The organism is Solirhodobacter sp., assembly GCF_964715405.1.
In genome coordinates, this window is sequence record NZ_CBAICG010000036.1 from 1 (window position 1) to 23,332 (window position 23,332).

At 67.3% G+C, this 23,332-nt stretch carries 24 protein-coding genes and 1 pseudogene; 13 read left to right on the forward strand and 12 right to left on the reverse strand.

Annotation, left to right across the window (positions count from 1 at the left end):
* A partial coding sequence (locus AC11WY_RS14555) for a transposase (RefSeq protein WP_482926742.1) occupies positions 1–269 on the reverse strand: 269 nt, incomplete at its 3' end.
* Positions 270–417: 148 nt separating this feature from the next.
* Here AC11WY_RS14555 and AC11WY_RS14560 point away from each other — a divergent pair.
* Positions 418–1,234 (forward strand): annotated as a pseudogene (locus AC11WY_RS14560) (DNA adenine methylase).
* Positions 1,235–1,769: 535 nt separating this feature from the next.
* On the opposite strand, the gene AC11WY_RS14565 reads toward AC11WY_RS14560, so the two are convergent.
* From AC11WY_RS14565 to AC11WY_RS14575, 3 genes are all read right to left on the reverse strand, one after another.
* Positions 1,770–2,009, reverse strand: coding sequence for a hypothetical protein (locus AC11WY_RS14565; protein ID WP_482926744.1), 240 nt, complete (start codon positions 2,007–2,009; stop codon positions 1,770–1,772).
* 236 nt (positions 2,010–2,245) lie between these two features.
* Complete coding sequence (locus tag AC11WY_RS14570; protein WP_482926746.1) at positions 2,246–4,060, reverse strand: chloride channel protein; 1,815 nt, start codon at positions 4,058–4,060, stop codon at positions 2,246–2,248.
* A 147-nt stretch (positions 4,061–4,207) separates the two neighbouring features.
* Positions 4,208–4,456 (reverse strand): accessory factor UbiK family protein, encoded by a 249-nt coding sequence (locus AC11WY_RS14575; protein ID WP_482926748.1) that lies wholly within the window; start codon positions 4,454–4,456, stop codon positions 4,208–4,210.
* A 108-nt stretch (positions 4,457–4,564) separates the two neighbouring features.
* Between AC11WY_RS14575 and lgt the strand changes: the two genes are divergently transcribed.
* From lgt to AC11WY_RS14600, 5 genes are all read left to right on the forward strand, one after another.
* Positions 4,565–5,461, forward strand: a complete 897-nt coding sequence (lgt, locus tag AC11WY_RS14580; RefSeq protein WP_482926750.1) for a prolipoprotein diacylglyceryl transferase — start codon at positions 4,565–4,567, stop codon at positions 5,459–5,461.
* Positions 5,458–6,522 carry a class I SAM-dependent methyltransferase gene (locus tag AC11WY_RS14585; protein WP_482926807.1) on the forward strand — a complete coding sequence of 355 codons (1,065 nt, stop codon included), beginning with the start codon at positions 5,458–5,460 and terminating at the stop codon, positions 6,520–6,522. Before lgt ends, AC11WY_RS14585 begins: the two co-directional genes overlap by 4 nt.
* Positions 6,519–7,274 carry a peptidoglycan editing factor PgeF gene (gene pgeF, locus AC11WY_RS14590; protein WP_482926752.1) on the forward strand — a complete coding sequence of 252 codons (756 nt, stop codon included), beginning with the start codon at positions 6,519–6,521 and terminating at the stop codon, positions 7,272–7,274. Before AC11WY_RS14585 ends, pgeF begins: the two co-directional genes overlap by 4 nt.
* Before the next feature lie 145 nt (positions 7,275–7,419).
* Entirely contained in the window at positions 7,420–7,569 is a 150-nt protein-coding gene (locus AC11WY_RS14595; protein WP_482926754.1) for a hypothetical protein, read from the forward strand.
* 316 nt (positions 7,570–7,885) lie between these two features.
* Positions 7,886–8,644 (forward strand): Hint domain-containing protein, encoded by a 759-nt coding sequence (locus AC11WY_RS14600; protein ID WP_482926756.1) that lies wholly within the window; start codon positions 7,886–7,888, stop codon positions 8,642–8,644.
* Positions 8,645–8,653: 9 nt separating this feature from the next.
* On the opposite strand, the gene AC11WY_RS14605 is transcribed toward AC11WY_RS14600, so the two are convergent.
* Positions 8,654–9,154 (reverse strand): Lrp/AsnC family transcriptional regulator, encoded by a 501-nt coding sequence (locus AC11WY_RS14605; RefSeq protein ID WP_482926758.1) that lies wholly within the window; start codon positions 9,152–9,154, stop codon positions 8,654–8,656.
* Positions 9,155–9,328: 174 nt separating this feature from the next.
* Between AC11WY_RS14605 and trxB the strand changes: the two genes are divergently transcribed.
* Together trxB and AC11WY_RS14615 are read left to right on the forward strand one after the other, a co-directional pair.
* Positions 9,329–10,312 carry a thioredoxin-disulfide reductase gene (gene trxB / locus AC11WY_RS14610; RefSeq protein ID WP_482926760.1) on the forward strand — a complete coding sequence of 328 codons (984 nt, stop codon included), beginning with the start codon at positions 9,329–9,331 and terminating at the stop codon, positions 10,310–10,312.
* Positions 10,313–10,474: 162 nt separating this feature from the next.
* Entirely contained in the window at positions 10,475–12,181 is a 1,707-nt protein-coding gene (locus AC11WY_RS14615) for a bifunctional sulfate adenylyltransferase/adenylylsulfate kinase (RefSeq protein ID WP_482926762.1), read from the forward strand.
* A gap of 98 nt (positions 12,182–12,279) precedes the next feature.
* Here AC11WY_RS14615 and AC11WY_RS14620 read toward each other — a convergent pair whose 3' ends face one another.
* Complete coding sequence (locus AC11WY_RS14620) at positions 12,280–12,507, reverse strand: DUF1150 family protein (protein WP_482926764.1); 228 nt, start codon at positions 12,505–12,507, stop codon at positions 12,280–12,282.
* Between the two features lie 10 nt (positions 12,508–12,517).
* Positions 12,518–12,931: an Hsp20 family protein gene (locus tag AC11WY_RS14625; RefSeq protein WP_482926766.1), complete on the reverse strand. Its 414-nt coding sequence runs from the start codon at positions 12,929–12,931 to the stop codon at positions 12,518–12,520.
* 185 nt (positions 12,932–13,116) lie between these two features.
* Here AC11WY_RS14625 and AC11WY_RS14630 point away from each other — a divergent pair, with 185 nt between their 5' ends.
* The 3 genes from AC11WY_RS14630 (at position 13,117) to AC11WY_RS14640 (ending at position 14,948) form a co-directional block, all read left to right on the forward strand.
* Positions 13,117–13,335, forward strand: coding sequence for a YdcH family protein (locus AC11WY_RS14630; RefSeq protein ID WP_482926768.1), 219 nt, complete (start codon positions 13,117–13,119; stop codon positions 13,333–13,335).
* Between the two features lie 61 nt (positions 13,336–13,396).
* Positions 13,397–13,879 carry a 5-(carboxyamino)imidazole ribonucleotide mutase gene (gene purE / locus AC11WY_RS14635; protein ID WP_482926770.1) on the forward strand — a complete coding sequence of 161 codons (483 nt, stop codon included), beginning with the start codon at positions 13,397–13,399 and terminating at the stop codon, positions 13,877–13,879.
* On the forward strand, positions 13,872–14,948 hold the full coding sequence (locus tag AC11WY_RS14640) for a 5-(carboxyamino)imidazole ribonucleotide synthase (RefSeq protein ID WP_482926772.1): 1,077 nt from the start codon (positions 13,872–13,874) through the stop codon (positions 14,946–14,948). Before purE ends, AC11WY_RS14640 begins: the two co-directional genes overlap by 8 nt.
* A 3-nt stretch (positions 14,949–14,951) precedes the next feature.
* Here the strand turns inward: AC11WY_RS14640 and AC11WY_RS14645 are convergent, their stop codons facing one another.
* The gene (locus AC11WY_RS14645; protein WP_482926774.1) at positions 14,952–15,629 is read right to left on the reverse strand and encodes an adenylate kinase; all 678 of its coding nucleotides are present in this window, start codon (positions 15,627–15,629) and stop codon (positions 14,952–14,954) included.
* A gap of 4 nt (positions 15,630–15,633) precedes the next feature.
* Entirely contained in the window at positions 15,634–17,595 is a 1,962-nt protein-coding gene (acs, locus tag AC11WY_RS14650) for an acetate--CoA ligase (RefSeq protein WP_482926776.1), read from the reverse strand.
* Between the two features lie 433 nt (positions 17,596–18,028).
* Between acs and AC11WY_RS14655 the strand changes: the two genes are divergently transcribed.
* On the forward strand, positions 18,029–18,523 hold the full coding sequence (locus tag AC11WY_RS14655) for a HugZ family pyridoxamine 5'-phosphate oxidase (RefSeq protein ID WP_482926778.1): 495 nt from the start codon (positions 18,029–18,031) through the stop codon (positions 18,521–18,523).
* On the opposite strand, the gene AC11WY_RS14660 is transcribed toward AC11WY_RS14655, so the two are convergent.
* The 3 genes from AC11WY_RS14660 to AC11WY_RS14670 all read right to left on the reverse strand — a co-directional run bounded on the left by AC11WY_RS14660 (position 18,510) and on the right by AC11WY_RS14670 (position 22,267).
* Positions 18,510–19,277 carry an SDR family NAD(P)-dependent oxidoreductase gene (locus AC11WY_RS14660; RefSeq protein ID WP_482926780.1) on the reverse strand — a complete coding sequence of 256 codons (768 nt, stop codon included), beginning with the start codon at positions 19,275–19,277 and terminating at the stop codon, positions 18,510–18,512. The two genes, AC11WY_RS14655 and AC11WY_RS14660, sit on opposite strands and share 14 nt — an antisense overlap.
* Positions 19,278–19,389: 112 nt before the next feature.
* A complete protein-coding gene (locus AC11WY_RS14665; RefSeq protein ID WP_482926782.1) occupies positions 19,390–21,675 on the reverse strand; it encodes a glycosyl hydrolase family 28-related protein in 2,286 nt (761 codons plus the stop codon).
* Positions 21,676–21,856: 181 nt separating this feature from the next.
* Positions 21,857–22,267, reverse strand: a complete 411-nt coding sequence (locus AC11WY_RS14670; protein ID WP_482926784.1) for a DUF4864 domain-containing protein — start codon at positions 22,265–22,267, stop codon at positions 21,857–21,859.
* Positions 22,268–22,389: 122 nt separating this feature from the next.
* Between AC11WY_RS14670 and AC11WY_RS14675 the strand changes: the two genes are divergently transcribed.
* Positions 22,390–23,253, forward strand: coding sequence for a CHAD domain-containing protein (locus AC11WY_RS14675; RefSeq protein ID WP_482926786.1), 864 nt, complete (start codon positions 22,390–22,392; stop codon positions 23,251–23,253).
* Positions 23,254–23,332: the final 79 nt, after the last annotated feature.

Below are 23,332 nucleotides of genomic sequence, written 5' to 3' on the forward strand. Positions count from 1 at the left end.
CGCATCGCCTCACTGTCATACAGCGTCTCTTCCGCCATCGGGTCGCTTAAGCAATACCAGTTCTGGAGAAAGTAAACCCGCAGCATCCTCTCCAGCGGCATCGGTGGGCGGCCACCCTTCGGCCCGGCCTTGGGGTAATGCGGCGCGATCAGCGCCATAAGGCGACCCCATGGCACCACCGCATCCATCTCCGCCAGGAACTGCTCACGCCGTGTCTGCTTCTTCTTCATCGCGTCGCGAAGACCGGGAAAGGCGGGCTGTTTCGACATCGGCAGGGCTCCCTGGAGGCTTGCCCAAGTCTACCAGATCACGCCGAAAGCGGGAGGTTTTTCAGACGTTCCTCAGGTTTCTTGCGGGGTGATCTCCTCTGTTGTTCATGCTATGTTCCTTGTAGACGAGCAGCCTCGGGACACCCACATGAACGATGATTCAACACTGGTTTCAGCGGTCTCTCCCGTTGCACCCTGGCTTGGCGGCAAACGGAACCTCGCCAAGAGGATCTGTGCGATCATCGATGCGACGCCGTGCACGACCTATGCCGAGCCGTTCATCGGAATGGGCGGGATTTTCCTGCGCCGCTCGACGCGGCCGCACTGCGAAGTGATCAACGACTATGGCCGCGACGTCTCGAACCTGTTCCGCATCCTGCAGCGGCACTATCCGCAGTTCATTGAGGTCCTGCGGTTTCAGTTGACGACGCGGGCCGAGTTCAACCGCCTGGTCGACACGAATCCCGAGACCCTGACCGACCTGGAGCGCGCGGCGCGTTTCCTCTACCTTCAGCGCACAGCCTTCGGCGGCAAGGTCTCGGGGCGCAATTTCGGCGTGGCGAAGGACCGCCCCGGCCGGTTCAACCTGACCACGCTGGAGCCGATGCTCGAGGATCTGCACACCCGCTTCTCTGGCGTGGTGATCGAGTGCCTGGACTTCGGCAGCTTCATCGACCGCTATGACGGGCCCGGGCACTCTCTTCTACCTCGATCCGCCCTACTGGGGCTGCGAGGGCGATTATGGCAAGTCGATGTTCGCGCGGGAGGATTTCACGCGGATGGCCGAGCAGCTGCGCCGGATCAAGGGGCGGTTCCTGCTGTCGATCAACGATGTGGCGGAGGTGCGCGAGATCTTCGCCGGGTTCGAAATGACCGAGGTCAGCACGGTCTACACGGTTGGCAAGGCGAACGATCGGCGGGACGCCCGAGCGGAGTTGCTGGTGGCAACCGCGCCGTCTGCTTGAGCCGGATTCGGTGCATTTCCGGGGAAATCAGTTCCCAGTTCGGTGCCCGGTTTGGTTGGGGTCAGAATACCCTAAGTCCATATTACTAAAGCGCTATTCCCGTTCTGGGAACTGGATTTCCAACTTGGCGCTCCTGTTCCCAGTTCGGCTCCCCTGAAAACGCCGTCGAGCAGCCTCATCTCGGTCCGTCTCCGCCCTTTTATACCGCCACTTCAATGCCTTAAACGGTATGATCCGGTGCGCTCTCGGATCGTCCTGTTTGTCCCCGCCTTCACCATTTAGGGCCTATTTTCCCTTTTCTGCATGACAACCGCGCCTCTCGGTTCTCAATGCCATCTGCCCTGTTAACTCCCTGCTTGCACGGCCTTTTTCACCTGTTCCCAGATGCCCCCACCTGATCCCGGCTTTGTGCAGGTTCTGGTGTCAACGCACATCGCCACCAGAACCTGCGCAGGGTGCCGGCACGACCATGCCGCAGACATGGTGTCGCGTTCGGCACCGCCGGATGAGGGCGGGCGGCGCCGCATGCGTCGCGTCAGGGGATGTGGTTCGGGACGGCTGACGCCGGGCAGGCAGCCTCCTTCGCGGCGCGGCCCCGCCTCCGGGCGTCAAGGCGCGCGGGCAGGGCCCGGGCGACGGCGGCGAAGAGCATCACGAGGATGCCGGACACGACCCCGGCCAGCACACCCGAGGACAGGCTGCCCGTCGACCACAGCACGAAACCGCCCACCAGGTACCCACACAACGTCCCCAAGAGGACCAGAGCGATGACCATTTGGTCTGTCTCCTGCCTGTATGCTTCGCTTTTCGCGAGAGTGTTGCCGATGATTGTTCGGGGCGAAGGCTTGCACCTTCGCGGCTATCGCGCCCAAGAAGGCACCACTTCGGGTTGCATTGCAACCTGTGGGTGATCACGTTTTCCGTGATCGATCCGCCGTGGCGCGCCAACGTTCCGTCTTGGGCTCCGCCTTGGGCTCCGTCTTGGCCGTCACCTCTGCATGGCGATATGGGTCAGAGACCCGGCATTCCCAACTCGTCGCTGCGGCGGCGTTCCAGTTCCTGGGTGTAGCGCTTCAGGCAGAAGCCCTCGGACACCGAGCCGAGGATGCGCGGCGCGTCGGCCGCGGCGACCACCGGCAGGGTTTCGGCCTGCGCCGCGCCGAACTTCTTCAGGATCGTGCGGATGTCGTCGCCGGGCAGCATGTAGCAGCCGCGGCAGGTCGTCAGGTCGGCGGCAACGAGGTGCGGCACCATCTCGGTGATATCGGGATCATGCGCGGCGGCAACGTCGATCATCCCGGCGTAGTGGCCCGCGTCGGTCACCGCGAAGATCCACTTCTTGCTGCCCAGCGGCACCAGGTCGCGCAGCCGTTCCAGCGGCATCGACACCGGCACCGTGCGCACGTCGGACCGCATCAGCCGCCCGGCGGTCAGGTCGGCGATCCAGCCGATATCGTGGCCCCCCCGCAGCGGCAGCCCGCGCAGGTGGAACCGCCAGGTCGAGAAGCTGTAGCCGAAGGTCAGCCGCACCGTCGTCGCCGCGATCAGCACGCCCATCAGGGTGCCGACAGTGATCGGAAAGTCCCCGGTCGCTTCCAGCACGAGGAAGACGAAGGTGAAGGGCGCCCCGATGATCGCCGCCCCGGTCGCGCCCATGCCGACCAGCATGAACGAGGTCCGCTCGGGCAAGAAGGCCGGGTCGAACAGCCCGATCGCCTGCACGAAGACCGCACCGAGCAGCGCGCCGATGAACAGCGACGAGCTGAACAGCCCGCCCCGGAAGCTGGCGCCCAGCGAAATGGCCGAGCCGGCGACCTTGCCGACCAGCAGCAACAGCAGCGGCAACAGTTCCCAGTGTGTTTCCAGATGCCACTGGATCGCGCCGTGGCCGCTGCCCAGCACCTGCGGCGAGCCGAGGGCGACCGCGCTGAGCGCCAGGCCGCCGATCGCCGGGCGCGCCCAGACCGGAAGCCCGGACGCGCGCAGAATGCGCTCGACCCAGGTGGCGCTGCGCATGGTCAGGATGCCGATGCCCCCGGCGAGCAGCCCCAGCAGGCAGAACAGCGCATAATGGACGTGCGGCACGGCAAAGGTGCCCATGACCTCGAACAGCGGCGCATCGGTGCCGAACGCGCGCACCACCAGCACGGCAGCAAGGCAAGCCGCCGTCACCGGCGCCAACAGGCGCGAACTGTAGCTGCCGTGAATCAGTTCGAAGCCGTAGAACGCCCCGCTCAGCGGCGCGTTGAAGGCCGCCGCGATCGCCGCCGCGGCGCCCGCCGTCACCATCGTGCGCTGATCCTCGCGCCGCAGGTGGAAGTAATCCCCCACCTTGGCGAAGATCCCCGCGCCCATCTGGCTGTAGCCCGCTTCCATGCCGACCGACGCGCCGCAGGCATTGGAGATGACGGTCAGCCCGGTCAGCCGCGCCGAATCGCGCAAGCTGAGTTGCCCGCCGTAAAGCGCGTTCGCCTCGATCGGGTCGATGATCTCGGTTGGCCGGATGCGGTGCGCGACCAGCGTGACGCCGCCCAGGATCAGCCCGCCAATCGCGGGCACAAGCAACAGCCGGTAAAGGTCAACATGCGTCTGCGCGCTCAGATACGAGCCGGGGATCAGATTGAAATCGACCTGGTGCAGAAAGTAGACAAGCTCGCGCAACCCGTAGGTGACCAGCCCGACCACCCCCCCGACCAGCACCGACAGCGCGATCAGGCCCAGTTCGAAGTTGCGGAGCGATCGCCGCAACTCGGTGTAGCGCAACCGCAAAGCCCGCGCCGCGCCGCGCGCCCGGGGAAGGCGGAAAGGCCGATGGATCATCGTCATGTCGGGGCCCGGTCGTCGCCGCGGGAATCGCATTCCGACTTAGGAATACATGCCCTGCATTGGCAACCCTGAAAGGCGCGGGATCACGCGACTGCGACCGGCTTTTGCGTCGTCAGGCGCGGCGTCAGGCGGGGCGTCAGGCGGGGCTCAGCCCTTCGCGCCAGCCTCAAGCGCGGCGATGCGGGTCTTCAGCGCCTCGTTTTCCTCGCGCGCCTTCTGCGCCATCGCCCGCACCGCGTCGAATTCCTCGCGGGTGACAAAGTCGCGATCGGCCAGCCAGCGGTCGATCCAGCCCTTCATCGCGGTCTCGGCCTCGGTCTTGGCACCCTGGGCCACGCCCATCGCGTTGGTCATCAGTTTCGAGATATCGTCGAACATCTTGTTGCGGGTCTGCATCGGCGCCTCCTGCCGGGGTCACGTTCGCCTTATATGGCGCGGCCGCGGCGCGGCACAAGGTTGACTTCGCCGCAGCCGCCAAGGCAGGTATCGACGCGAGGAGACACCATGCACGGCTACATCCCCTTCCCCGACATCTCGCCCGAGGTGTTTTCGGTCACCATCGGCGGCTATGCCATCGCGCTGCGCTGGTATGCGCTGGCCTATATCACCGGCCTGTTGATCGGCTGGCGCATCGCGCTTGGGCTGATCCATGCGCCCCGGCTCTGGCCCGGCGACACCGCGCCGATGAGTGCCAAGCAGATCGAAGACCTGATGACCTGGGTGATCCTCGGCGTCGTGCTGGGGGGCCGTGTCGGCTATGTGCTGTTCTACGACCTCGCCTATTATATCGCGAACCCGCTGCTGATCTTGCAGGTCTGGCACGGTGGCATGTCGTTTCACGGCGGCTTCATCGGTGTCATGCTGGCGCTGGTGATCTACTGCCGGGCACAGGAGATCGCGCTGCTGTCGGCCGCCGATGTGGCGGCCGTGGCAGCGCCGCCCGGCCTGATGCTGGGCCGCATCGCCAACTTCATCAACGCCGAACTGTGGGGCCGACCCAGCCACATGCCCTGGGCGGTGGCCTTTCCCGGCACCGCAGCACAGGATTGCGGCCCCGACTGGCTGACGATCTGCACCCGCCACCCCTCGCAGCTTTACGAGGCGGGGATGGAGGGGCTGATCCTCGGTGCGCTGGTGCTGTGGCTGGCCTGGCGGCGCGGCTGGCTGAAATATCCCGGCCGCCTGACCGGGGTGTTCTTCGCGGGTTACGGGCTGGCGCGTTTTATCGTCGAGTTCTTCCGGCAGGCCGACGCGCAGTTCATCACCGCCACCGATCCGGCCGGCAACGTGATCCGGTTCGGCGCGCTGGGCGGCTTCAGCATGGGGCAGGTGCTGTCGCTGCCGATGATCGCCATCGGGCTGGCAATGGTCTGGTGGACGGTGCGAAGGGCGCGCGTGTGACGGCGCTGGCCGAAACCCTGAAGCGACGCATCGCGGCGACCGGGCCGATCACCGTGGCCGACTACATGGCCGAGTGCCTGCTGCACCCCGAGCACGGCTATTATTCCACCCGCGATCCGTTCGGGGTGCAGGGCGATTTCACCACCGCGCCCGAGATCAGCCAGATGTTTGGCGAACTGGCGGGGCTGTGCCTCGCCGGGGCCTGGCTCGATCAGGGCCGCCCGCCGCGGGTGACGTTGGCCGAACCGGGCCCCGGCCGGGGCACCCTGATGGCCGATCTGCTGCGCGCCACGCGCGGCGTGCCCGGCTTTCACGACGCGATCCGCATCCACCTGATCGAGGCTTCGCCGGTGCTGAGCGCCCGCCAGCGCGAGACGCTGGCCCGCTTCGACGTGACCTGGTGCGACACGGTGCAGGATCTGCCCGAGGCGCCGCTTTACCTGATCGCCAACGAGTTCTTCGACGCCCTGCCGATTCGCCAGTTCCAGCGCGATCCGCAGGGCTGGCGCGAGCGGGTCATCGGCCTTGCCGACGGCGCGCTGACCTTCGGCCTTGCCGCCGCGACCAGCTACGGCGCGCTGGCGCACCGGCTGGCCGATACCCGCGCGGGTGACATCGTCGAGATCTGCCCCGCCGCCGCGCCGATCATCGCGGCGATCGCCGACCGCATCGCCCGCCACGGCGGCGCGGCGGTGATCGTCGATTACGGCGGCTGGCATTCGCTGGGCGACACGCTTCAGGCGCTCAGCCGCCACGGCTATGCCGACCCGCTGGCCGCGCCCGGTCAGGCCGACCTGACCGCCCATGTCGATTTCGAGGCGCTCGCCCGCGCGGCGCCGACGCTGGCCCACACCGCCCTGATCCCGCAGGGCGTCTGGCTCGAACACCTCGGCATCACCGACCGCGCCCGCGCGCTGGCCCGCCCGCTGACCGGCACGGCGCTGGAGGCGCATGTCGCCGCACATCGCCGCTTGACCCACCCCGAGGAAATGGGAACGGTGTTCAAGACGCTCGCCTTGCACCCCAAAGACACGCCCCCCCCGCCCGGATTCGCCCGATGACGCTGGAAATCCTGACCTCGGACAGCCTCGCCCCGATCCGCCACGGGTTCTTCACCCGCAAGGGCGGGGCCTCGTCGGGCGTGTTCCAGGGCCTGAACTGCGGCACCGGATCGACGGATCAGTCCGCCGTCGTGGCGATCAACCGCGAACGCGCGGCGGCGGCGATGGGGCTGGGCGTCGCGCATCTGGTGACGGTCAATCAGGTCCATTCCGCCGATGTGGTGACGCTCGACTCGGTCCCGGCCGAACGGGCGCGCGCCGACGCGATGGTCACGCGCACGCCCGGCCTTGGCCTTGCCATCCTGACCGCCGATTGCCAGCCGGTGCTGTTCGCCGACCGTCAGGCCCGCGTCATCGGCGCGGCCCACGCGGGCTGGCGCGGCACGCTGTCGGGGGTGCTGGAGGCGACGCTGGACGCGATGGAGGCGATCGGCGCCCGTCGACAGGATACCGTGGCGGTGATCGGCCCGACCATCAGCCAGGCCGCCTATGAGGTCGGCCCCGAGTTCCTCGATACCTTCCTCGCCGACGACCCCGAAAACGGGCGGTTCTTCGCGGGCGGCAAGGGCGACCGGGTGATGTTCGACCTGCCCGCCTTCGGGCTGCACCGGCTGCGCGCGGCGGGCATCGGCCACGCGGAATGGACGGGCCACTGCACCTTTCGCCAGCCCGAACGGTTCTACTCGTTCCGCCGCACCACCCGCGCCGGCGAGGCCGATTACGGCCGCCTGATCTCGATCATCCGGCTTTAACCACGACGCCCCGCGCGCCTCATTTTCGCCGCGACATCACCCTGAAAAACCTCTGCCGCGCCTTTGGGCTGCCCGATTGTGGGGTGACCCTGACGTCATCAGAAGGCCCGCGCCGGGCCGGACGCAAAGCAGAGGGAGCCGAAAGATGAAGAAGGATCGCCGCTGGTTGAAATCCGCAATCGCCGCAAGCGCCGAGCCCGCAGCCGCGATGCCGTGGCAGCGCGGCGAGCGCCGGATGCCCGAGGCCCTGAAGGCCGCGCCGAAGGCCCGCAAGGCGGCCGCGGCGGCCCGTTGAGCCCCGTCCGCCCCATCGCTGACGATCGCCGTGCGGCCGCAGAACGCGGTTGCCCGGCCCCGTGGACCCGGCCGAAACGGGGCGCGGACCTGCCGATTCGTGTCTCCGCGCGGGCCTGCACGGTCAGGTTGCGCGCGCGGCGCGGCCACGGAAACAGTGATGCGCACAGCGCAATCATTGCCCGGCAGGCCACCACCAATCCGCTGCCGGAATTGACTCGTTTCTCGTCCTGTGCCGTGCTGGAACGGCAAGAGTGTCCCTCTGCACCTTCGGTGGGGGCCGGAGCAGATGTGACCAGACCCGAAAGGCTGATCGCATGACCAAGTTCCCCCGTGGCGGGCTGCCGATGGTGCAGCGTACCGCCGAGCCCCGATCCTCGGACGCGGCGGCCGAGGCCCGCCCGCGCGCCAAGGCGATGCTGCGGCGCTATGAGGCCGTCTGTCTCGACGAGGGCGGGCAACTGATCGAGATCAACCGCCTTGCCCCGGCGATTCCGTTCTTCGAATCCGCCTTCAGCGCGATGGCCCGCAGCACGCTGCTGGCGACGCCCGGCGGGCCCGTCGCCGTCGAAGACCTGCTGCCCGGCGATCACGTCGATACCGCCGAGGACGGCCCGCTACCGCTGCTCTGGAAGGGCAGCCTGACGCTTTATCCGCAGCGCCGCGACCTGTCCGGCCGCCCCGACCGGCTGCTGCGCATGACCGCCGATGCGCTGGGCTATGGCCGCCCGATGCAGGATCTGCTGCTTGGTCCCGACGCCCGCATCTGGTCGCCGCGCGCCGCCGATTTCCTGCGCGCCGACGATCTTGTCGATGGCGAAGCGGTGATCGAACTGACCCCGATCGCGCCCGTCACCGCCTACAACATATGTCTGTCGGGCTGTCATACCCTGCTGGCGAACGGCGTGGCACTGCGCAGCTATGCGCCCGATCCGGTGCAGGCGTCGGCCCTGTCGGCCGACCAGCTGGCGCTGTTCATGACGATGTTGCCGAACAGCACCCTGCTGGAAGAAATCGGCCCGCCGCGCCGGGCGCGCGACCCTGCCGGGCCGAAAGACGGCATCGCCGCCGCCTGACGGCAGCGGTCAGGCGTTCCGGTTGACCCGTTCTTCCAGCACGTCGAACGGCACACCCGGCTGATCCTTGGCGCAGCGGATCACCAGGCTCGTCTTGACCGAGGCGACGTTGTCGGCCGAGGTCAGACCCTCGGTGAGGAAGTTCTGGAAGGTCGACAGGTCGGGCGCCACGCATTTCAGGATGAAGTCGATCTCGCCGTTCAGCATGTGACACTCGCGCACCAGCGGCCATTCGCGGCAGCGCCGTTCAAAGGCCGACAGGTCGGCCTCGGCCTGCGAATGCAGCCGCACCATGGCGAACACCTGCACCTCGAACCCCAGTTCGCGCGGGTTGATGTCGGCGTGGTAGCCGCGGATGTAGCCCGCCTCCTCCAGCGTGCGCACGCGGCGCAGGCAGGGCGGCGCCGAGATCCCGACGCGCTTGGCCAGTTCGACATTGGTCATCCGCCCGTCGGCCTGCAATTCCGCCAGAATCTTGCGGTCGATCGGATCGAGTTTGGAACCCGCCATGTCATCCCCTCTTGTTCAAACGGAACTTATGCAATCGGGCGGCCCTGCGCAATATTGTTTCAAGACCGCGCAACATCTTGACGCGGCAAGCCGCCACCGTCCAAGCCGCCGCGTAGCGCGCCGCAGGGGGTTCCCGTCGTCCCGCGCCCGCCCTATATCGGGACGGACAGCGGAATGCGAGGGCGGATCATGGGCGACACACGGCACACGCGGCTACTGATCATCGGCTCGGGGCCGGCCGGGTATACCGCCGCCGTCTACGCCTCGCGCGCCATGCTGAACCCGCTGCTGGTGCAGGGCATCCAGCCAGGCGGCCAGTTGACCATCACCACCGAAGTCGAGAACTGGCCCGGCGATACCGAAGTGCAGGGCCCCGACCTGATGGTGCGGATGGAGGCCCACGCCAAGGCGATGGGCACCGAAATCATCGGCGACATCATCCTGTCGCTCGACCTGTCGCGCCGCCCCTTCACCGCCCGGGGCGACAGTGGCACCACCTACACCGCCGATGCCGTGGTGCTGGCCACCGGGGCGCAGGCGAAATGGCTCGGCATCCCGTCCGAGGAGAAATTCAAGGGCTTCGGCGTCTCGGCCTGCGCCACCTGTGATGGCTTCTTCTACCGCGGCCGCGAGGTCGTGGTGGTTGGCGGCGGCAACACGGCGGTGGAAGAGGCGCTGTTCCTGACCAACTTCGCCACCAAGGTGACGCTGGTCCACCGCCGCGACAGCCTGCGCTGCGAGAAGATCCTCGAACATCGCGCGCGCGCCAACCCCACGATCGCCTTTGTCTGGAACAAGACGATCGCGGAAATCCTGGGCACCGAGGCCCCCGCAGGCGTCACCGGCGTGCGCGTGAAGGACACGCAGACCGGCGCGGAAAGCGTGATCCCCTGCGACGGCTTCTTTGTCGCCATCGGTCACGCCCCGGCGTCCGAGTTGGTGAACGGTCAGTTGGACCTGCACCACGGCGGTTATGTGAAGGTCGAACCCGGCTCCACCCGCACCTCAATCCCCGGCGTCTTCGCGGCGGGCGACCTGACCGACCATGTCTATCGTCAGGCGGTCACGAGTGCCGGCATGGGCTGCATGGCTGCCCTCGACGCCGAACATTGGTTGCAGGAACAATCGGACAAGGACGCCCGGCAGGCGGCGGAATAACGTCCGCCGCCCGCGCAAGACTGTGGCATTTCTTCCGTTTTTGCCGGATTTGCTGCGCTGCGGCTTGAGTTTCGCCACATTTGCGCGCTAAAGCCGCGCGCGACAGGCGGGGCCACCCGCTGCCGCCATGACCGCGAAACCGATAGAAAGCCGAGATTGCCCATGCCCATTTCGAACCTCGCCCCGATCCCAGAACTCTACGTCTCCTCCGACTCGGCGCAGAAGCTGAAGGCCGAGGCGGGCAACCTGCCATCGTGGGATCTGACCGCGCGCCAGGTTTGCGATCTGGAACTCCTGATGAACGGCGGATTTCACCCGCTCAAGGGCTTCCTGACCGAGGAAGACTATGACGGCGTGGTCGAAAACATGCGCCTGGCCGATGACGGCCTCTGGCCGATGCCGATCACCCTCGACGTCTCCGACAAGTTCGCCGAGGGCGTCGAACCGGGGCAGGACATCGCGCTGCGCGACGCCGAAGGCGTGATCCTCGCCATCCTCTCGGTCACCGACAAATGGCTGCCCAACAAGGACCGCGAGGCCGAAAAGGTCTACGGTGCCAATGACCTCGCCCACCCGGCGGTGAACTACCTGCACCACACGGCGGGCAAGGTCTACCTCGGCGGCCCGATCACCGGCATCCAGCAGCCGGTACACTACGACTTCCGCGCCCGCCGCGACACCCCGAACGAGTTGCGCGCCTACTTCCGCAAGCTTGGCTGGCGCCGCATCGTGGCGTTCCAGACCCGCAACCCGTTGCACCGCGCGCACCAGGAACTGACCTTCCGCGCCGCGAAAGAGGCGCAGGCCAACCTGCTGATCCACCCGGTCGTCGGCATGACCAAACCGGGCGATGTCGACCACTTCACCCGCGTGCGCTGCTACGAGGCGGTGCTGGACAAATACCCGGCCTCGACCACCCACCTCAGCCTGCTGAACCTCGCCATGCGGATGGCCGGCCCGCGCGAGGCGGTGTGGCACGCGATGATCCGCCGCAACCACGGCCTGACCCACTTCATCATCGGCCGCGACCATGCCGGCCCCGGCAAGAACAGCCAGGGCCAGGATTTCTATGGCCCCTATGACGCGCAGGAACTGGTGCGCCAGCATCAGGCCGAAATCGGCATCGAGATGGTCGACTTCAAGCAGATGGTCTACGTCCAGGAACGCGCGCAGTACTTCCCGATCGACGAGGTGCCCGAAGGCACGACGGTGCTCGACATCTCGGGCACCGAACTGCGCCGCCGCCTGCGCGAAGGGCTGGAGATCCCGGACTGGTTCTCGTTCCCCGAAGTCGTCACCCAGCTTCGCCGCACCTCGCCCGCGCGCAACAAGCAGGGCTTCACGGTGTTCTTCACCGGCTTTTCGGGCTCGGGGAAATCCACCATCGCCAACGCGCTGATGGTCAAGCTGATGGAAATGGGCGGCCGCCCGGTGACGCTGCTCGATGGCGACGTGGTGCGCAAGCATCTGTCGTCAGAGCTTGGCTTCTCGAAAGAGCACCGCGACATCAACATCCGCCGCATCGGCTATGTCGCCTCCGAGATCACCAAGAACGGCGGCATCGCGCTCTGCGCCCCGATCGCGCCCTACACCTCGACCCGCCGCGCAGTGCGCGAGATGGTCGAGGCTTTCGGCGCCTTCATCGAAGTGCACGTCGCCACCTCGATCGAGGAATGCGAGCGCCGCGACCGCAAGGGGCTCTACAAGCTCGCCCGTGAAGGCAAGATCAAGGAATTCACCGGGATTTCAGACCCCTACGAAGCACCGACCGCGCCCGAACTGCTGCTCGACACCGAGAGCCTCGACGTCGATACCTGCGCGCATCAGGTCTTGCTGAAGCTCGAACAGATGGGCCTGATCTCGGCCTGAGGGGCGCGCCCCGGCGCCCTCATCTTCCGTTCCCAAATATCCTCGGGGGGTCCGGGGGGCACACAGCCCCCCGGCACGGGCCGCCGCGCGCGACGCCGTCAGTGGGCGTTCACCGGCGCCATGTCGTTCTGGCGCGCCAGCGCGAAGGCCAGCGCGCGGTCGCGCACCAGCGCCAGCCGCTCGCCATCGGCGCCATGCACGGCGTAAAGCGTGTCGAGCCCCGGCAGTTGCGCGCGCACCTCATCGGGCAGCGAGGTCACCGCGACCGGCAGCACATAGACAATGCGTTGCCCCGCCTCGGGGCCAAAATCGAATTTCGCGTCCATCGAACCCTCCTCAGGCTTTCGAGATTTTGATCGTCTGCACGACCGGCTCGGGGATCGAGCGGTGCAGATCGACATGAAGCAGACCGTTTTCCAGCATCGCCCCGGCCACTTCGACACCTTCGGCCAGCACGAAACTGCGCTGGAACGCGCGACCGGCGATGCCGCGATGCAGGTAGATGCGGCCCTCGCCGTCATCCTCCTGCCGACCGCGGATCACCAGTTGGCGGTCTTCCACGGTGATCGACAACTCGGCCTCGCGGAACCCCGCCACCGCCAGCGTGATGCGGTAAGCGTTGTCCGACGATTGCTCGATGTTGAACGGCGGGTAGCCTTCGGTCGCCGTTTTGGCGGTGCGCTCGACCAGCCGGTCAAGCTGTTCGAACCCGAGAAGGAACGGATGCGATCCGAACGTCAATTTGCTCATCTGGCCCTGTCCTTGCAGCAAGCGACAATGCTTTGAGGCCCCGATCCGGCGGCCCCATCGCAGATATGGGCGGCGATTGCGGGCAATGCAAGGGTCCGGCAGCGCATCAGTTTTCTTCCCGCAACCCCCGAAAATCGCTATATTTCCGGGGCTGACACCCAGCGACTCACCCGCTCAGGGCAGACATGAACGCGCCGATGGAACTCAACAGCGAAGAGATGCTGCGCATCAAGCTCGAGGTGCTCCGCCGCGAGCATCGCGATCTCGACGACGCCATCCATGTGCTGGAAACCTCGGGTCGGGGCGATCAGTTGGCGCTGCGGCGGCTGAAAAAGCAGAAGCTGGCGCTGAAAGACCAGATTTCGCGGCTGTCGGACCTTCTGACCCCTGACATCATCGCCTGAGCCGCATTGCACGCCCCCCATGCTTGGCTATAGTGCGCGCTTTCGGAAGCAGGGGGCGGAGATGGCAGAGGTCGGCATTATCATGGGCAGCCAGTCCGACTGGCCGACGCTGCGCGAGGCGGCAAGCGTTCTCGATGAACTGGGCGTGCCCTACGAGGCGAAGATCGTCTCGGCGCACCGCACCCCCGACCGGCTCTGGACTTATGGCTCGACGGCGGTGGAACGCGGGCTGAAGGTCATCATCGCGGGCGCCGGCGGGGCCGCGCATCTGCCGGGCATGATGGCGTCGAAGACGCGGGTGCCGGTGATCGGCGTGCCGGTGCAGACCAAGGCGCTGGCGGGTGTGGACAGCCTTTACTCCATCGTCCAGATGCCGCGCGGCTACCCGGTTGCCACGATGGCGATCGGTGCGGCGGGGGCCGCCAATGCCGGATTGCTGGCGGCGGGCATCCTGGCGCTGACCGACCCGGCACTGGCCGAACGGCTGGACGCCTGGCGCGCCGCCCTGTCGGCCTCGATCCCCGAGGAACCCACGAATGACTGAGCCGCTGCCGCCCGGCGCCACCATCGGCATCCTTGGCGGTGGGCAACTGGGCCGGATGCTCTCGGCTGCCGCCGCGCGCCTGGGCTTGCGCTGCCACATCTACGAGCCGGGCGCGAACCCGCCCGCCGCCGACGTGGCGCACCGTGTCACCACCGCGCCCTATGAGGATGCGCAGGCTTTGGCCGCCTTCGCCGCCTCGGTCGATGTGGTGACCTATGAATTCGAGAACGTCCCCACCGCCGCGCTGGACCAGATCGAGGCGTTGCGGCCGATCCGCCCCAACCGCCGCGCGCTGGCGATCAGTCAGGACCGGATCGCCGAAAAGCAGTTCCTCACCGGCCTCGGGTTGCAGACCGCACCCTATCACGCGGTGAATTCCGTCGCCGATCTGGCGGCCGCACTGGCCACCATCTGCACCCCGTCGATCCTGAAAACCACCCGGCTTGGCTATGACGGCAAGGGGCAGGCGCGCCTGTCCTCGCCCCCCGATGCGCCCGGCGCGCTGGCCGCGATGATGGGCGCGCCCGCGGTGCTGGAAGGCTTCGTGAATTTCGAGCGCGAGGTCAGCGTGATTGCGGCCCGTGGCCTGACCGGCGAGGTTGCCGCCTACGACCCCGGCGAGAACGTGCACCGTTCGGGCATCCTGCACACCACCACCGTGCCCGCCCGCCTCAGCCCGGCGCAGCGCAGCGATGCGGTGCTGATCGCCGCCCGCATCCTGAACGCGCTCGATTACGTCGGCGTGCTGGGGGTGGAACTGTTCGTGACGCCGGACGGCCTCTTGGTGAACGAGATCGCGCCGCGCGTGCACAACTCGGGCCATTGGACCCAGAACGGCTGCGCGGTCGACCAGTTCGAGCAGCACATTCGTGCCATCGCGGGCTGGCCGCTGGGCGATGGCAAGCGGCACAGCGACGTGGTGATGACCAACCTGATCGGCGAGGATATGGCCGAGGTGCCGCGATTGGCCCGCGAAAGCCAGACCGCATTGCACCTTTACGGCAAGGCCGAAGCGAAGCCGGGCCGCAAGATGGGCCACGTCAACCGCATCACCGGCCCGGCAAGGTAAGCGTCAGGCGCTGACGCCACCCAAGGCGCGCGCCAGCGCCGCGCGAATCTCCGGGATCGACCCCATCGCATCGACCCGGTCCAGCACCCCGTGCGCCGCATAATAGGCGATCAGCGGCGCGGTCTGGGCGTGATAGGCCTCCAGTCGCGCCTTCACCGTTTCGGCCTTGTCGTCGGCCCGGTGCTTGAACTGGGTGCCGCCGCACGTGTCGCAGACCCCGGCCACGGCGGGCAGCTTGAACGTCTCGTGATAGCCCTCGCCGCAGGTGGCGCAGGTGTAGCGCCCGGCGATGCGGTCCACCATCGCGGCGTCGTCCACCTCCAGCGACACCACCGCCGTCACCCGCTGCCCGGTTTCGGCCAGCAGCGTGTCCAGCGCCTCGGCCTGCCCCCGCGTGCGCGGAAAGCCGTCGAGCACGACGCCCCTGGCCACATCCGGCTCGGCCATGCGGTCCTTCAGGATCTCCAGCACGATGTCGTCCGACACCAGCCCCCCCGCCTCCATCACCGCCTTGGCGGCGAGGCCCGCGTGCGTCCCCTTGGCGACCGCCGCGCGCAGCAGGTCGCCGGTGGACAACTGGACGAGGCCGAAGTCCTGCTCCAGCATCCGGGCCTGGGTGCCCTTCCCGGCGCCCGGAGGGCCGAGAAGGATGACGACGGCGGGGGTGGCTGTTGCGCGCATCGGTTCAGGCCCGGTTCATGCGGTTGGCGATCAGCTCGTCCACCACCGAGGGGTCGGCCAGTGTCGAGGTGTCGCCCAGCGCGCCAAAGTCGTTCTCGGCGATCTTGCGCAGGATGCGGCGCATGATCTTGCCCGAGCGCGTCTTCGGCAGCCCCGGCGCCCATTGGATCAGGTCGGGCGAAGCGATCGGCCCGATCTCGGTGCGCACCCACTTCACCAGTTCCTTGCGCAGATCGTCCGAGGGCACCTCGCCATTCATCAGCGTGACATAGGCATAGATGCCCTGCCCCTTGATCGGGTGCGGATAGCCCACCACGGCGGCCTCGGCCACCCTGGCATGCGCGACCAGCGCCGATTCCACTTCCGCCGTGCCCATCCGGTGGCCCGAGACGTTGATCACGTCGTCGACCCGGCCGGTGATCCAGTAATAGCCATCCTCATCCCGCCGACAACCGTCGCCGGTGAAGTAATAGCCTTTGTACTGCTCGAAATAGGCCTGCTGGAACCGCTCGTGGTCGCCCCAGAGCGTGCGCATCTGCCCCGGCCAGCTATCGGCGATGCAAAGCACGCCCTCGGCCTCGGTCCCCCCCTGCACCGCGCCGGTGGCGGCGTCCAGCACGACCGGCGTCACGCCGAAGAACGGCAGCGTCGCCGCGCCCGGCTTGGTGCCGATGGCGCCCGGCAGCGGCGTGATCATGTGGCCGCCGGTTTCGGTCTGCCAGAAGGTGTCGACGATCGGGCATTGGCCCTTGCCGATATGGTCGTTGTACCAGTGCCATGCCTCGGGGTTGATCGGCTCGCCGACCGAACCCAGCAGCTTCAGCGACGAAAGATCGTGTTTCGCCGGCCACTCCGTCCCCAGCCCCATCAGGCTGCGGATCGCCGTCGGCGCGGTGTAGAACTGGGTCACCTTGTGCTTGGCGACCACTTCCCAGAACCGGCCCGCGTCGGGATAGGTCGGCACGCCCTCGAACATCACCGTGGTGGCGCCGTTCGCCAGCGGGCCATACAGGATGTAGCTGTGCCCGGTGACCCAGCCCACGTCCGCCGTGCACCAGAACACGTCGCCGTCGTGGTAGTCGAAGGTGTACTCGAACGTCATCGACGCATAGACGAGGTAGCCGCCCGAGGTGTGCACCACCCCCTTCGGCTTGCCGGTGGAGCCCGAGGTGTAGAGGATGAACAGCGGGTCTTCCGCGCCCATCGGCCGCACCGGGCAATCGGGTGCTGCAAGGTCCATCAGCGCCTTCACATCGACGTCCCGGCCCTGAATCCAGGTCGTCTGGTCGCCGGTATGCTTGACCACCAGGCAGCGCACCTTGTCGGAACAGTGCAGCAAGGCCGCATCGGTATTGTGCTTCAGCGCGGTGCGCTTGCCGCCGCGCGGCGCGGTGTCGGAGGTGATCACCAGCTTGGCGCCGCAGTCGTTGATGCGGTTGGCCAGCGCGTCGGGCGAGAAGCCCGCGAACACGACCGAATGCACCGCGCCGATGCGCGCGCAGGCCAGCATCGCGTAGGCCGCTTCCGGGATCATCGGCAGGTAGATGATCACCCGGTCGCCGCGCATCACGCCCTGGCTGAGCAGGACGTTCGCCATCCGGCACACCTTCTCGTGCAGTTCGCGGTAGGTGATGTGCAGCGCGGGGGTCTTGGGGTCATCCGGCTCGAAGATGATCGCGGTCTGGTCGCCGCGCGTGGCGAGGTGCCGGTCGATGCAGTTCGCGGCGACGTTCAGCACGCCGTCCTCGTACCACTTGATGCTGACGTTGCCATAGTCGAACGTCGTGTTCTTGACCTTGGTGTAGGGCTTGATCCAGTCGAGGCGCTTGCCATGCTCGCCCCAGAACGCATCCGGGTCATCGCTCGAAGCGGAATACATCTTGGCATAGCCTTCGGCGTTCACATGCGCCTTGGCGATGAAGTCCCCCGGCGCCGCGTGCGGCACAACTTTCGGGTGATCGGTCATGGATGTTCCTCCTCTGGCTTGTCTGCCATCCCTCGAACGGCATACCCCGCCTCCCGTCGAACGGGAAGCGGGCTACTCCTCCGCCGCGCAGTTTAGCCGATGGTCAATTGCAACGTAAACCCTTTTAATTCATGGATTTTTCTGTGAATACCTTCACAGCATACCGCAGCATTCAGTAAAGCACTCGGAAGCGGGCCGGGTTTTGACAGGGGAAATCAAATTCTTGCCGGTTCAGAGCATGCAGAAAACCTGGGCCGGGCGCGGAAATCCCCGCATCGCCGCGTGGTGGCGTGTCGAGATGACGCTAGGGAAAGCAGGCCGCGCGACCGATCCTGACGCGGGCAGCCACCTGCGCGCACGAATCGTGCGCGGATGATTCGCCCGTTGCCGGGGCCATCGCGCCGCCCTAGCTTCTTGCCAAGGAAGGTGCCCGATGCCCGAACCCGTGAACCCGATCCGCCCGACCGACGATGACGCCCGCGCGCTGGCCCGCGCCCTGCTGTCGGGCGCGCGCCATGCCGCGCTGGCCGTGCTGCACCCCGACACCGGCGCCCCCTTCGTCAGCCGCATCGCGCTGGGGCAGGCCCCCGGCGGTGCGCCGGTGACGCTGATCTCCACCCTCGCGCTGCATACCCGCGCGCTGCAAGCCGATCCGCGCGCGGCGATCCTGGTGGGCGAACCGGGGTCGAAGGGCGACCCGCTGACCCATCCGCGCCTGACCGTGCAGGCCCGCGCGCGCTTCATCGACCGCGCCGATCCGGCCCATGCGGTGATCCGCGACACCTACCTCGCCGACCACCCGAAATCGAAGCTTTACGCCGATTTCGCCGATTTCGGGTTTGTCGTGTTCGAGGTGGAAGGCGCCGCCCTCAACGGCGGCTTCGGCAAGGCCTATATGCTCACACCGGAAGACCTCAGACCGCGCTGAACCCGCCATCCACGAAAAGCTGCGCGCCGTTGACGAACTCGCTGTCGTCCGACGCAAGGTAAAGCGCCGCCCGCGCGATATCCTCGGGCTTGCCCATGCGGCCCTGTGCCGCGCTGATCGCCGCCTCGGACGCATCGACCCCCAGCGCCGTCAGTTCCTTCACCTCGCGCTGCCCGTGCGGCGTGTCGATGAAGCCGGGGCAGACCGCGTTGCAGCGGATGCCACGGTCGCGGAACTCCACCGCGATGGCGCGGGCGAACATGTGGCAGGCGCCCTTGGTGGCGTCATAAAGCACCTCCATCGGCGTCGCGTAGACCGCCGAGATCGACGAGGTGCAGACGATCGCCCCGCCGCCCGCCGCGATCATCTGCGGCAGCACCGCCCGCGTCATCAGATACATCGACTTCACGTTGACGTCGAAGAGGAAATCCCAGTCGGCCTCCTCGGTCTCCAGGAACGGCTTGATGACGATGGTGCCCGCGTGGTTGAACAGCACCGTCACGGGCCCCAATGCCGCCGTCACCGCCGCCACCGCCGCCTCAACCTGCGCCTTCACCGCCACGTCGCAGGCCACGAACACCGCCCGGTGCCCTGCCGCGACCAGTTCCGCCGCCAGCGCCGCGCCCCGCACGGCATCGCGATCGACGATGCCCACCGCCGCGCCTTCGGCCGCGAACAGCCGCACCGCCGCCGCGCCACAGCCCCCGGCGCCGCCCGACACCAGCGCCACCTTGCCCTTCAACCGATCGGCCATCGCCGCCTCCACCGCTGTTTCGGGGCCGACCCTAAAGCGAATTGCGATCAACCGCCAAGCGAAAGGGCGCAGCCCGAAAGCCGCGCCCCCCTCTGGCACCCGCGAACCGCCCTCAGTTCGGGTTGTCGACCCGCGTCGTCACCATCATCTTGCCCTGCGTCGGCACCGGCCAGGTCAACGTCACCTGCTGGTGCGTCGTGCCCTGCAAGGTCAGCACGTAAGGCATGTCATACCGCTTCGCCCCGGCCCCATCGACAATCGCGCCCTCGGCGATCAGCGCGGTCACATAGCGCGCCCAGCCCCCGAACGGCAGGTAGGCCGAAGGGTCGAGCGTCCAGGTCGCCGCCGCCGTGTTCTGCGCGAATTCAAGCGACACCGGGTTCACCGTCGACTGGTTCACCGCGTTATAGGCGTTGTTTTCCCACACGCAGTTGCGCGTGCGTGAAAAATCGAGCCCGGCCACGGTTGTGTCAACCATCTCGACCCGGTCGATATTGCCGTTCAGCGGACGGAACACGTTGTTCGAAACCGTCAGCCCCTGGATGTAGTGCCCCGCCCCCTTCGGCGCGATCACGAACCACCGGAAGCCCGGTCCGACATTCGTCGCGGTGAAGATGTTGCCGGTGACCGTCAGCCCGCCGAAAGAGAATTCGTTGCTGTAGTCGGGCGTCGGGTCATGCTCGTTCGACCACTCGATGAAGCAGTTGTCGATGTAGTTGCCAGTGATCGTCGTCTTGGTGTTGAGCGCCGCCAGCACCAGGCCGGCCTGCCGGACGCCCAGCGTCTGATCGTCGCCCTGAAAGAAGTGGTTGCCGACCAGCGTATGGCCGGTGCCGTCCATCACCGCGAAGTGCCGGAACCGCACGATCCGGCTGTTGCGGATCTTCACGTCATTGGCGTTCACGTTCAGCGCGATCGACACGCGGTCCTGCGCCCGGGCCGCCTGTTCGTTCGACAGGAACTGGCATTCGTCCACCAGCATGCCCTGACAGCCGGTGCCGATCGAGGTGATGCCGCGGTCCTTCGGCGCATTGAAGACGCAGCCCGAAAGCCGGAAGACCGTGCCCACCGGCGGCAACATCAGCGCCGAGCCGATGCCGCCGCAGTAGAACTCCAGATCGGTGATCTCGAACTTGTCGAGCCGCGCGAACCCGCTGAAGTCGAGCGCATGGCGGAATCGGGTGAAGCTGTAGGTCTGCGTCCCGGCCGCGGCCCACAACGGCTGGCTCAGCGTCAGCGTGCCCGCGCCGACATTGGTCGCTGTCACATAGACCTCGCGCCCGACGCCGGTGCCGGTGACGAGCGAGCCGACGGCGATCTGTGCGACGTTGGCGATCCCGGTCAGGGTCTGGGGCTGCGCGGCCGCATAGCTGGCCTGCGCCGTCACCGTGGTGGAATTCCACGATGTTCCTGCCACCAGGTTCAACTGCCCGTTGGTCAGCACGCGCCGGATCGCGAACGTGGTGACACCGGTCACCGCCGCGACGTCGATCGGCTCGGTCAGTTGCACCTGCCGCCCGCCAAGGTCGAGCACGGAATGGTCGGTGAAAGCGAACAACGCCTGCAGCATGCGCCGGAAGCCCTCGATCTCGCTGCCGAAGGCCGCCTCGTAGGTGTCAAGATCATAGCTGCGCGTCAGCGCCAGCCGCACCGTCGCGGGCATCATCACCGTGCCCTGGAACCGGACCGGAGCCTCGAACGTGACGTTGGAGGCCAGGTAATAGTTGCCCGCGGAGACCAGCACCCCGCCGCCATTCGCCGCCGCGTCCGCCGCTGCAAAGGCCGCGCTGTCGTCGGTGATGCCGTCGCCCCTGGCGCCGTAGTCGCGCACATCGACCCAGTCCATCAGCTTGCGCGCGAAGATATCGGTGACGTCCTCGATCACGATGTCGTCGATCCGCACCACGCCGCCGTTCGGCCCGGTCAGGTCCAGCCCGAAATAGCCATAGCTCGGCTGCGGCCCCCAGACCAGGTCCACGCCCTGCCGATTGCCCACCCCGACGATCGCACTGACGGTGACGATGCTGCCATAGCTCGTCAGCGTCACCTGCGGCCCGGCGACCGGCGCGCCGACCACGTTGCCGCCCGCATTGCCCGCCCAAGCGGCAACCTTCACCGTCGGCAGATTGCCCGACATCGCCTTCACCCGCGCGCGGATCCGCAGATAGACCCCCGGCAGGATCGGCGTCTGCACCATGTAGCGCAGTTTCTGCGTGCTGGTAGTCTTCTGCAACTCCAGGCAGCCGCCGAAATCCTGATCGGCGGGCACATAGGCGGCGTTCGCCTGCCCGGCATAGCTGCCCGAGCCCGGCGTGCCGTCCTGATAGGACCAGACGCCAAGCCCGGCCGAAAACGGCGGCGGCATCAGCGCCACGCCGTCGGTGATGGTAATATCCATGACAAGACCCCTCGTCTCGTTGCCTCTCGGCGGTCAGCCGAAGGCGCCGCAAACGCGGAGGGCCCTGCCCGCGCCCCGCCGCATCACGCACGTGCTCATGATCGGAAACGCCGGACTGACCGCCCTGCGCCCAGAGCTACCAATCCGCCGTTAAGCCCCGGTTAACCCTGCGCGCGCCGCGTCAGGCGCCGACGCCCTGCGCGGGCAGGATCTGCACCCCGTCGATGCGCCAGGCGCCGTCGACCTGCACCATCCGGTAATCCAGCATCCAGACCCGCCCGCTGGCGTCGGTCACCATGATCCGCTGCCACAGACCCCCGGCCACCTCCCGCAGTTGCAGGTAGGTCACCCCCGCCGGATGCCAGACCATCGGATAGCCCTGTTTCACCATCTCGCCGAACGTTTCGGGGGTGCCGAACATCCCCTGGATCATCGGCGAGGCATAGGTAAAGGCCGTGGCGAAATCGTCGGCCCTGAGCGCCGCGATCTGGTCGCCGATCACCGCCTCGATATCCGGGTTTTCCGCTTCGTCCGCCAGCGCGGGCAGCGCTGCAACTGCCAGGAACAGCGCCGCCGTGAACGTCCGAACCATCGTCGTCCTCCTCTCATGTCCCCATGGAAAAGCTAGAACGCCCGCCCGGCCCGGCAAGACTGCGCAATGCCAATTCCGTTCCGACACCGCGCAGCGTAGACTGCGCGCAAAGGAGCCGCTTCATGGCCTTCAGTTTCGACCTGAGCGACCGCACCCTTGCGCGCGGCATGCGCCGCATTGCGCTTGAGCAGGTCGACCGTGCTCTGGATCAGATCGACCGGCCGGGCCTGCCGCAAGGCGAAGCGGTGCATGAAATCCGAAAAAGCGTGAAGAAGCTCCGCGCGCTGCTCCGCCTCGTCCGCCCCGGTCTCGCCGAACACCGCACGCTCGACGCTCTGTTGCGCGATGCCGCGCGCCGGGTCGCGGCCCTGCGCGATGCCGCGGTGCTGCTGCACACGCTCGACGCGCTGGCCCCCGGCGGCCTGCCCGCGATCCGCGCCGCCTTCACGCAGGCCCCGCCCCGCGCGCACGATGCCGCCGCCGACGCGCTCGCCACCTGCCGCGCCGATCTTGCCACCGCGCGCGGCAGCCTCAGTTCCCTCGCGCTGAAAGGGGCGGGCGCCGATGTATTGCAGGCCGGGCTGATCCGCACGCTGCATGAGGCCCGGACCACGCTGCATGTCGCGCTGCGCGAAACCTCGCCCGCCGCCGTGCACAATTTCCGCAAGCGGGTGAAGGATCACCTCTATCACGCCCGGTTGCTGACCCCGCTCTGGCCCGTGATGATGGGCCCCCATGCCGAAGCCGCCGAAGAGCTGGCCGAGACGCTCGGCCTGATGAACGACATCGCGGTGTTCCGCGACGCCCTCACCGCTCTTGATGTGCCCGCCGAGGAACGCGCCGACGCCGAAGTGCTCGCCCGCGTCCGCCACGACCGGCTGTCGCTGGTCGCCCTGCCGCTCGCCGCCCGCCTCTTCGCAGGGCGTCCCCAGGACGTGGCCGAACGCTGGTGTGCCTGGTGGGCGATCTGGCGGGCCGAGGCGTAGCGCGACTTGCGTTTTATCTGATGCGACGACATCAGAATTCGCCCAAGGCCTGGGGCGAATTCTGATTCAAGATAAACGC

Coding starts and splice junctions, on each gene's coding strand:
- AC11WY_RS14565 (WP_482926744.1), bottom strand. CDS start 2,009: ATGGTCATCGCTCTGGTCCTCTTGGGGACGTTGTGTGGGTACCTGGTG.
- AC11WY_RS14570 (WP_482926746.1), bottom strand. CDS start 4,060: ATGACGATGATCCATCGGCCTTTCCGCCTTCCCCGGGCGCGCGGCGCG.
- AC11WY_RS14575 (WP_482926748.1), bottom strand. CDS start 4,456: ATGCAGACCCGCAACAAGATGTTCGACGATATCTCGAAACTGATGACC.
- lgt (WP_482926750.1), top strand. CDS start 4,565: ATGCACGGCTACATCCCCTTCCCCGACATCTCGCCCGAGGTGTTTTCG.
- pgeF (WP_482926752.1), top strand. CDS start 6,519: ATGACGCTGGAAATCCTGACCTCGGACAGCCTCGCCCCGATCCGCCAC.
- AC11WY_RS14595 (WP_482926754.1), top strand. CDS start 7,420: ATGAAGAAGGATCGCCGCTGGTTGAAATCCGCAATCGCCGCAAGCGCC.
- AC11WY_RS14600 (WP_482926756.1), top strand. CDS start 7,886: ATGACCAAGTTCCCCCGTGGCGGGCTGCCGATGGTGCAGCGTACCGCC.
- AC11WY_RS14605 (WP_482926758.1), bottom strand. CDS start 9,154: ATGGCGGGTTCCAAACTCGATCCGATCGACCGCAAGATTCTGGCGGAA.
- trxB (WP_482926760.1), top strand. CDS start 9,329: ATGCGAGGGCGGATCATGGGCGACACACGGCACACGCGGCTACTGATC.
- AC11WY_RS14615 (WP_482926762.1), top strand. CDS start 10,475: ATGCCCATTTCGAACCTCGCCCCGATCCCAGAACTCTACGTCTCCTCC.
- AC11WY_RS14620 (WP_482926764.1), bottom strand. CDS start 12,507: ATGGACGCGAAATTCGATTTTGGCCCCGAGGCGGGGCAACGCATTGTC.
- AC11WY_RS14625 (WP_482926766.1), bottom strand. CDS start 12,931: ATGAGCAAATTGACGTTCGGATCGCATCCGTTCCTTCTCGGGTTCGAA.
- AC11WY_RS14630 (WP_482926768.1), top strand. CDS start 13,117: ATGAACGCGCCGATGGAACTCAACAGCGAAGAGATGCTGCGCATCAAG.
- purE (WP_482926770.1), top strand. CDS start 13,397: ATGGCAGAGGTCGGCATTATCATGGGCAGCCAGTCCGACTGGCCGACG.
- AC11WY_RS14640 (WP_482926772.1), top strand. CDS start 13,872: ATGACTGAGCCGCTGCCGCCCGGCGCCACCATCGGCATCCTTGGCGGT.
- AC11WY_RS14645 (WP_482926774.1), bottom strand. CDS start 15,629: ATGCGCGCAACAGCCACCCCCGCCGTCGTCATCCTTCTCGGCCCTCCG.
- acs (WP_482926776.1), bottom strand. CDS start 17,595: ATGACCGATCACCCGAAAGTTGTGCCGCACGCGGCGCCGGGGGACTTC.
- AC11WY_RS14655 (WP_482926778.1), top strand. CDS start 18,029: ATGCCCGAACCCGTGAACCCGATCCGCCCGACCGACGATGACGCCCGC.
- AC11WY_RS14660 (WP_482926780.1), bottom strand. CDS start 19,277: ATGGCCGATCGGTTGAAGGGCAAGGTGGCGCTGGTGTCGGGCGGCGCC.
- AC11WY_RS14665 (WP_482926782.1), bottom strand. CDS start 21,675: ATGGATATTACCATCACCGACGGCGTGGCGCTGATGCCGCCGCCGTTT.
- AC11WY_RS14670 (WP_482926784.1), bottom strand. CDS start 22,267: ATGGTTCGGACGTTCACGGCGGCGCTGTTCCTGGCAGTTGCAGCGCTG.
- AC11WY_RS14675 (WP_482926786.1), top strand. CDS start 22,390: ATGGCCTTCAGTTTCGACCTGAGCGACCGCACCCTTGCGCGCGGCATG.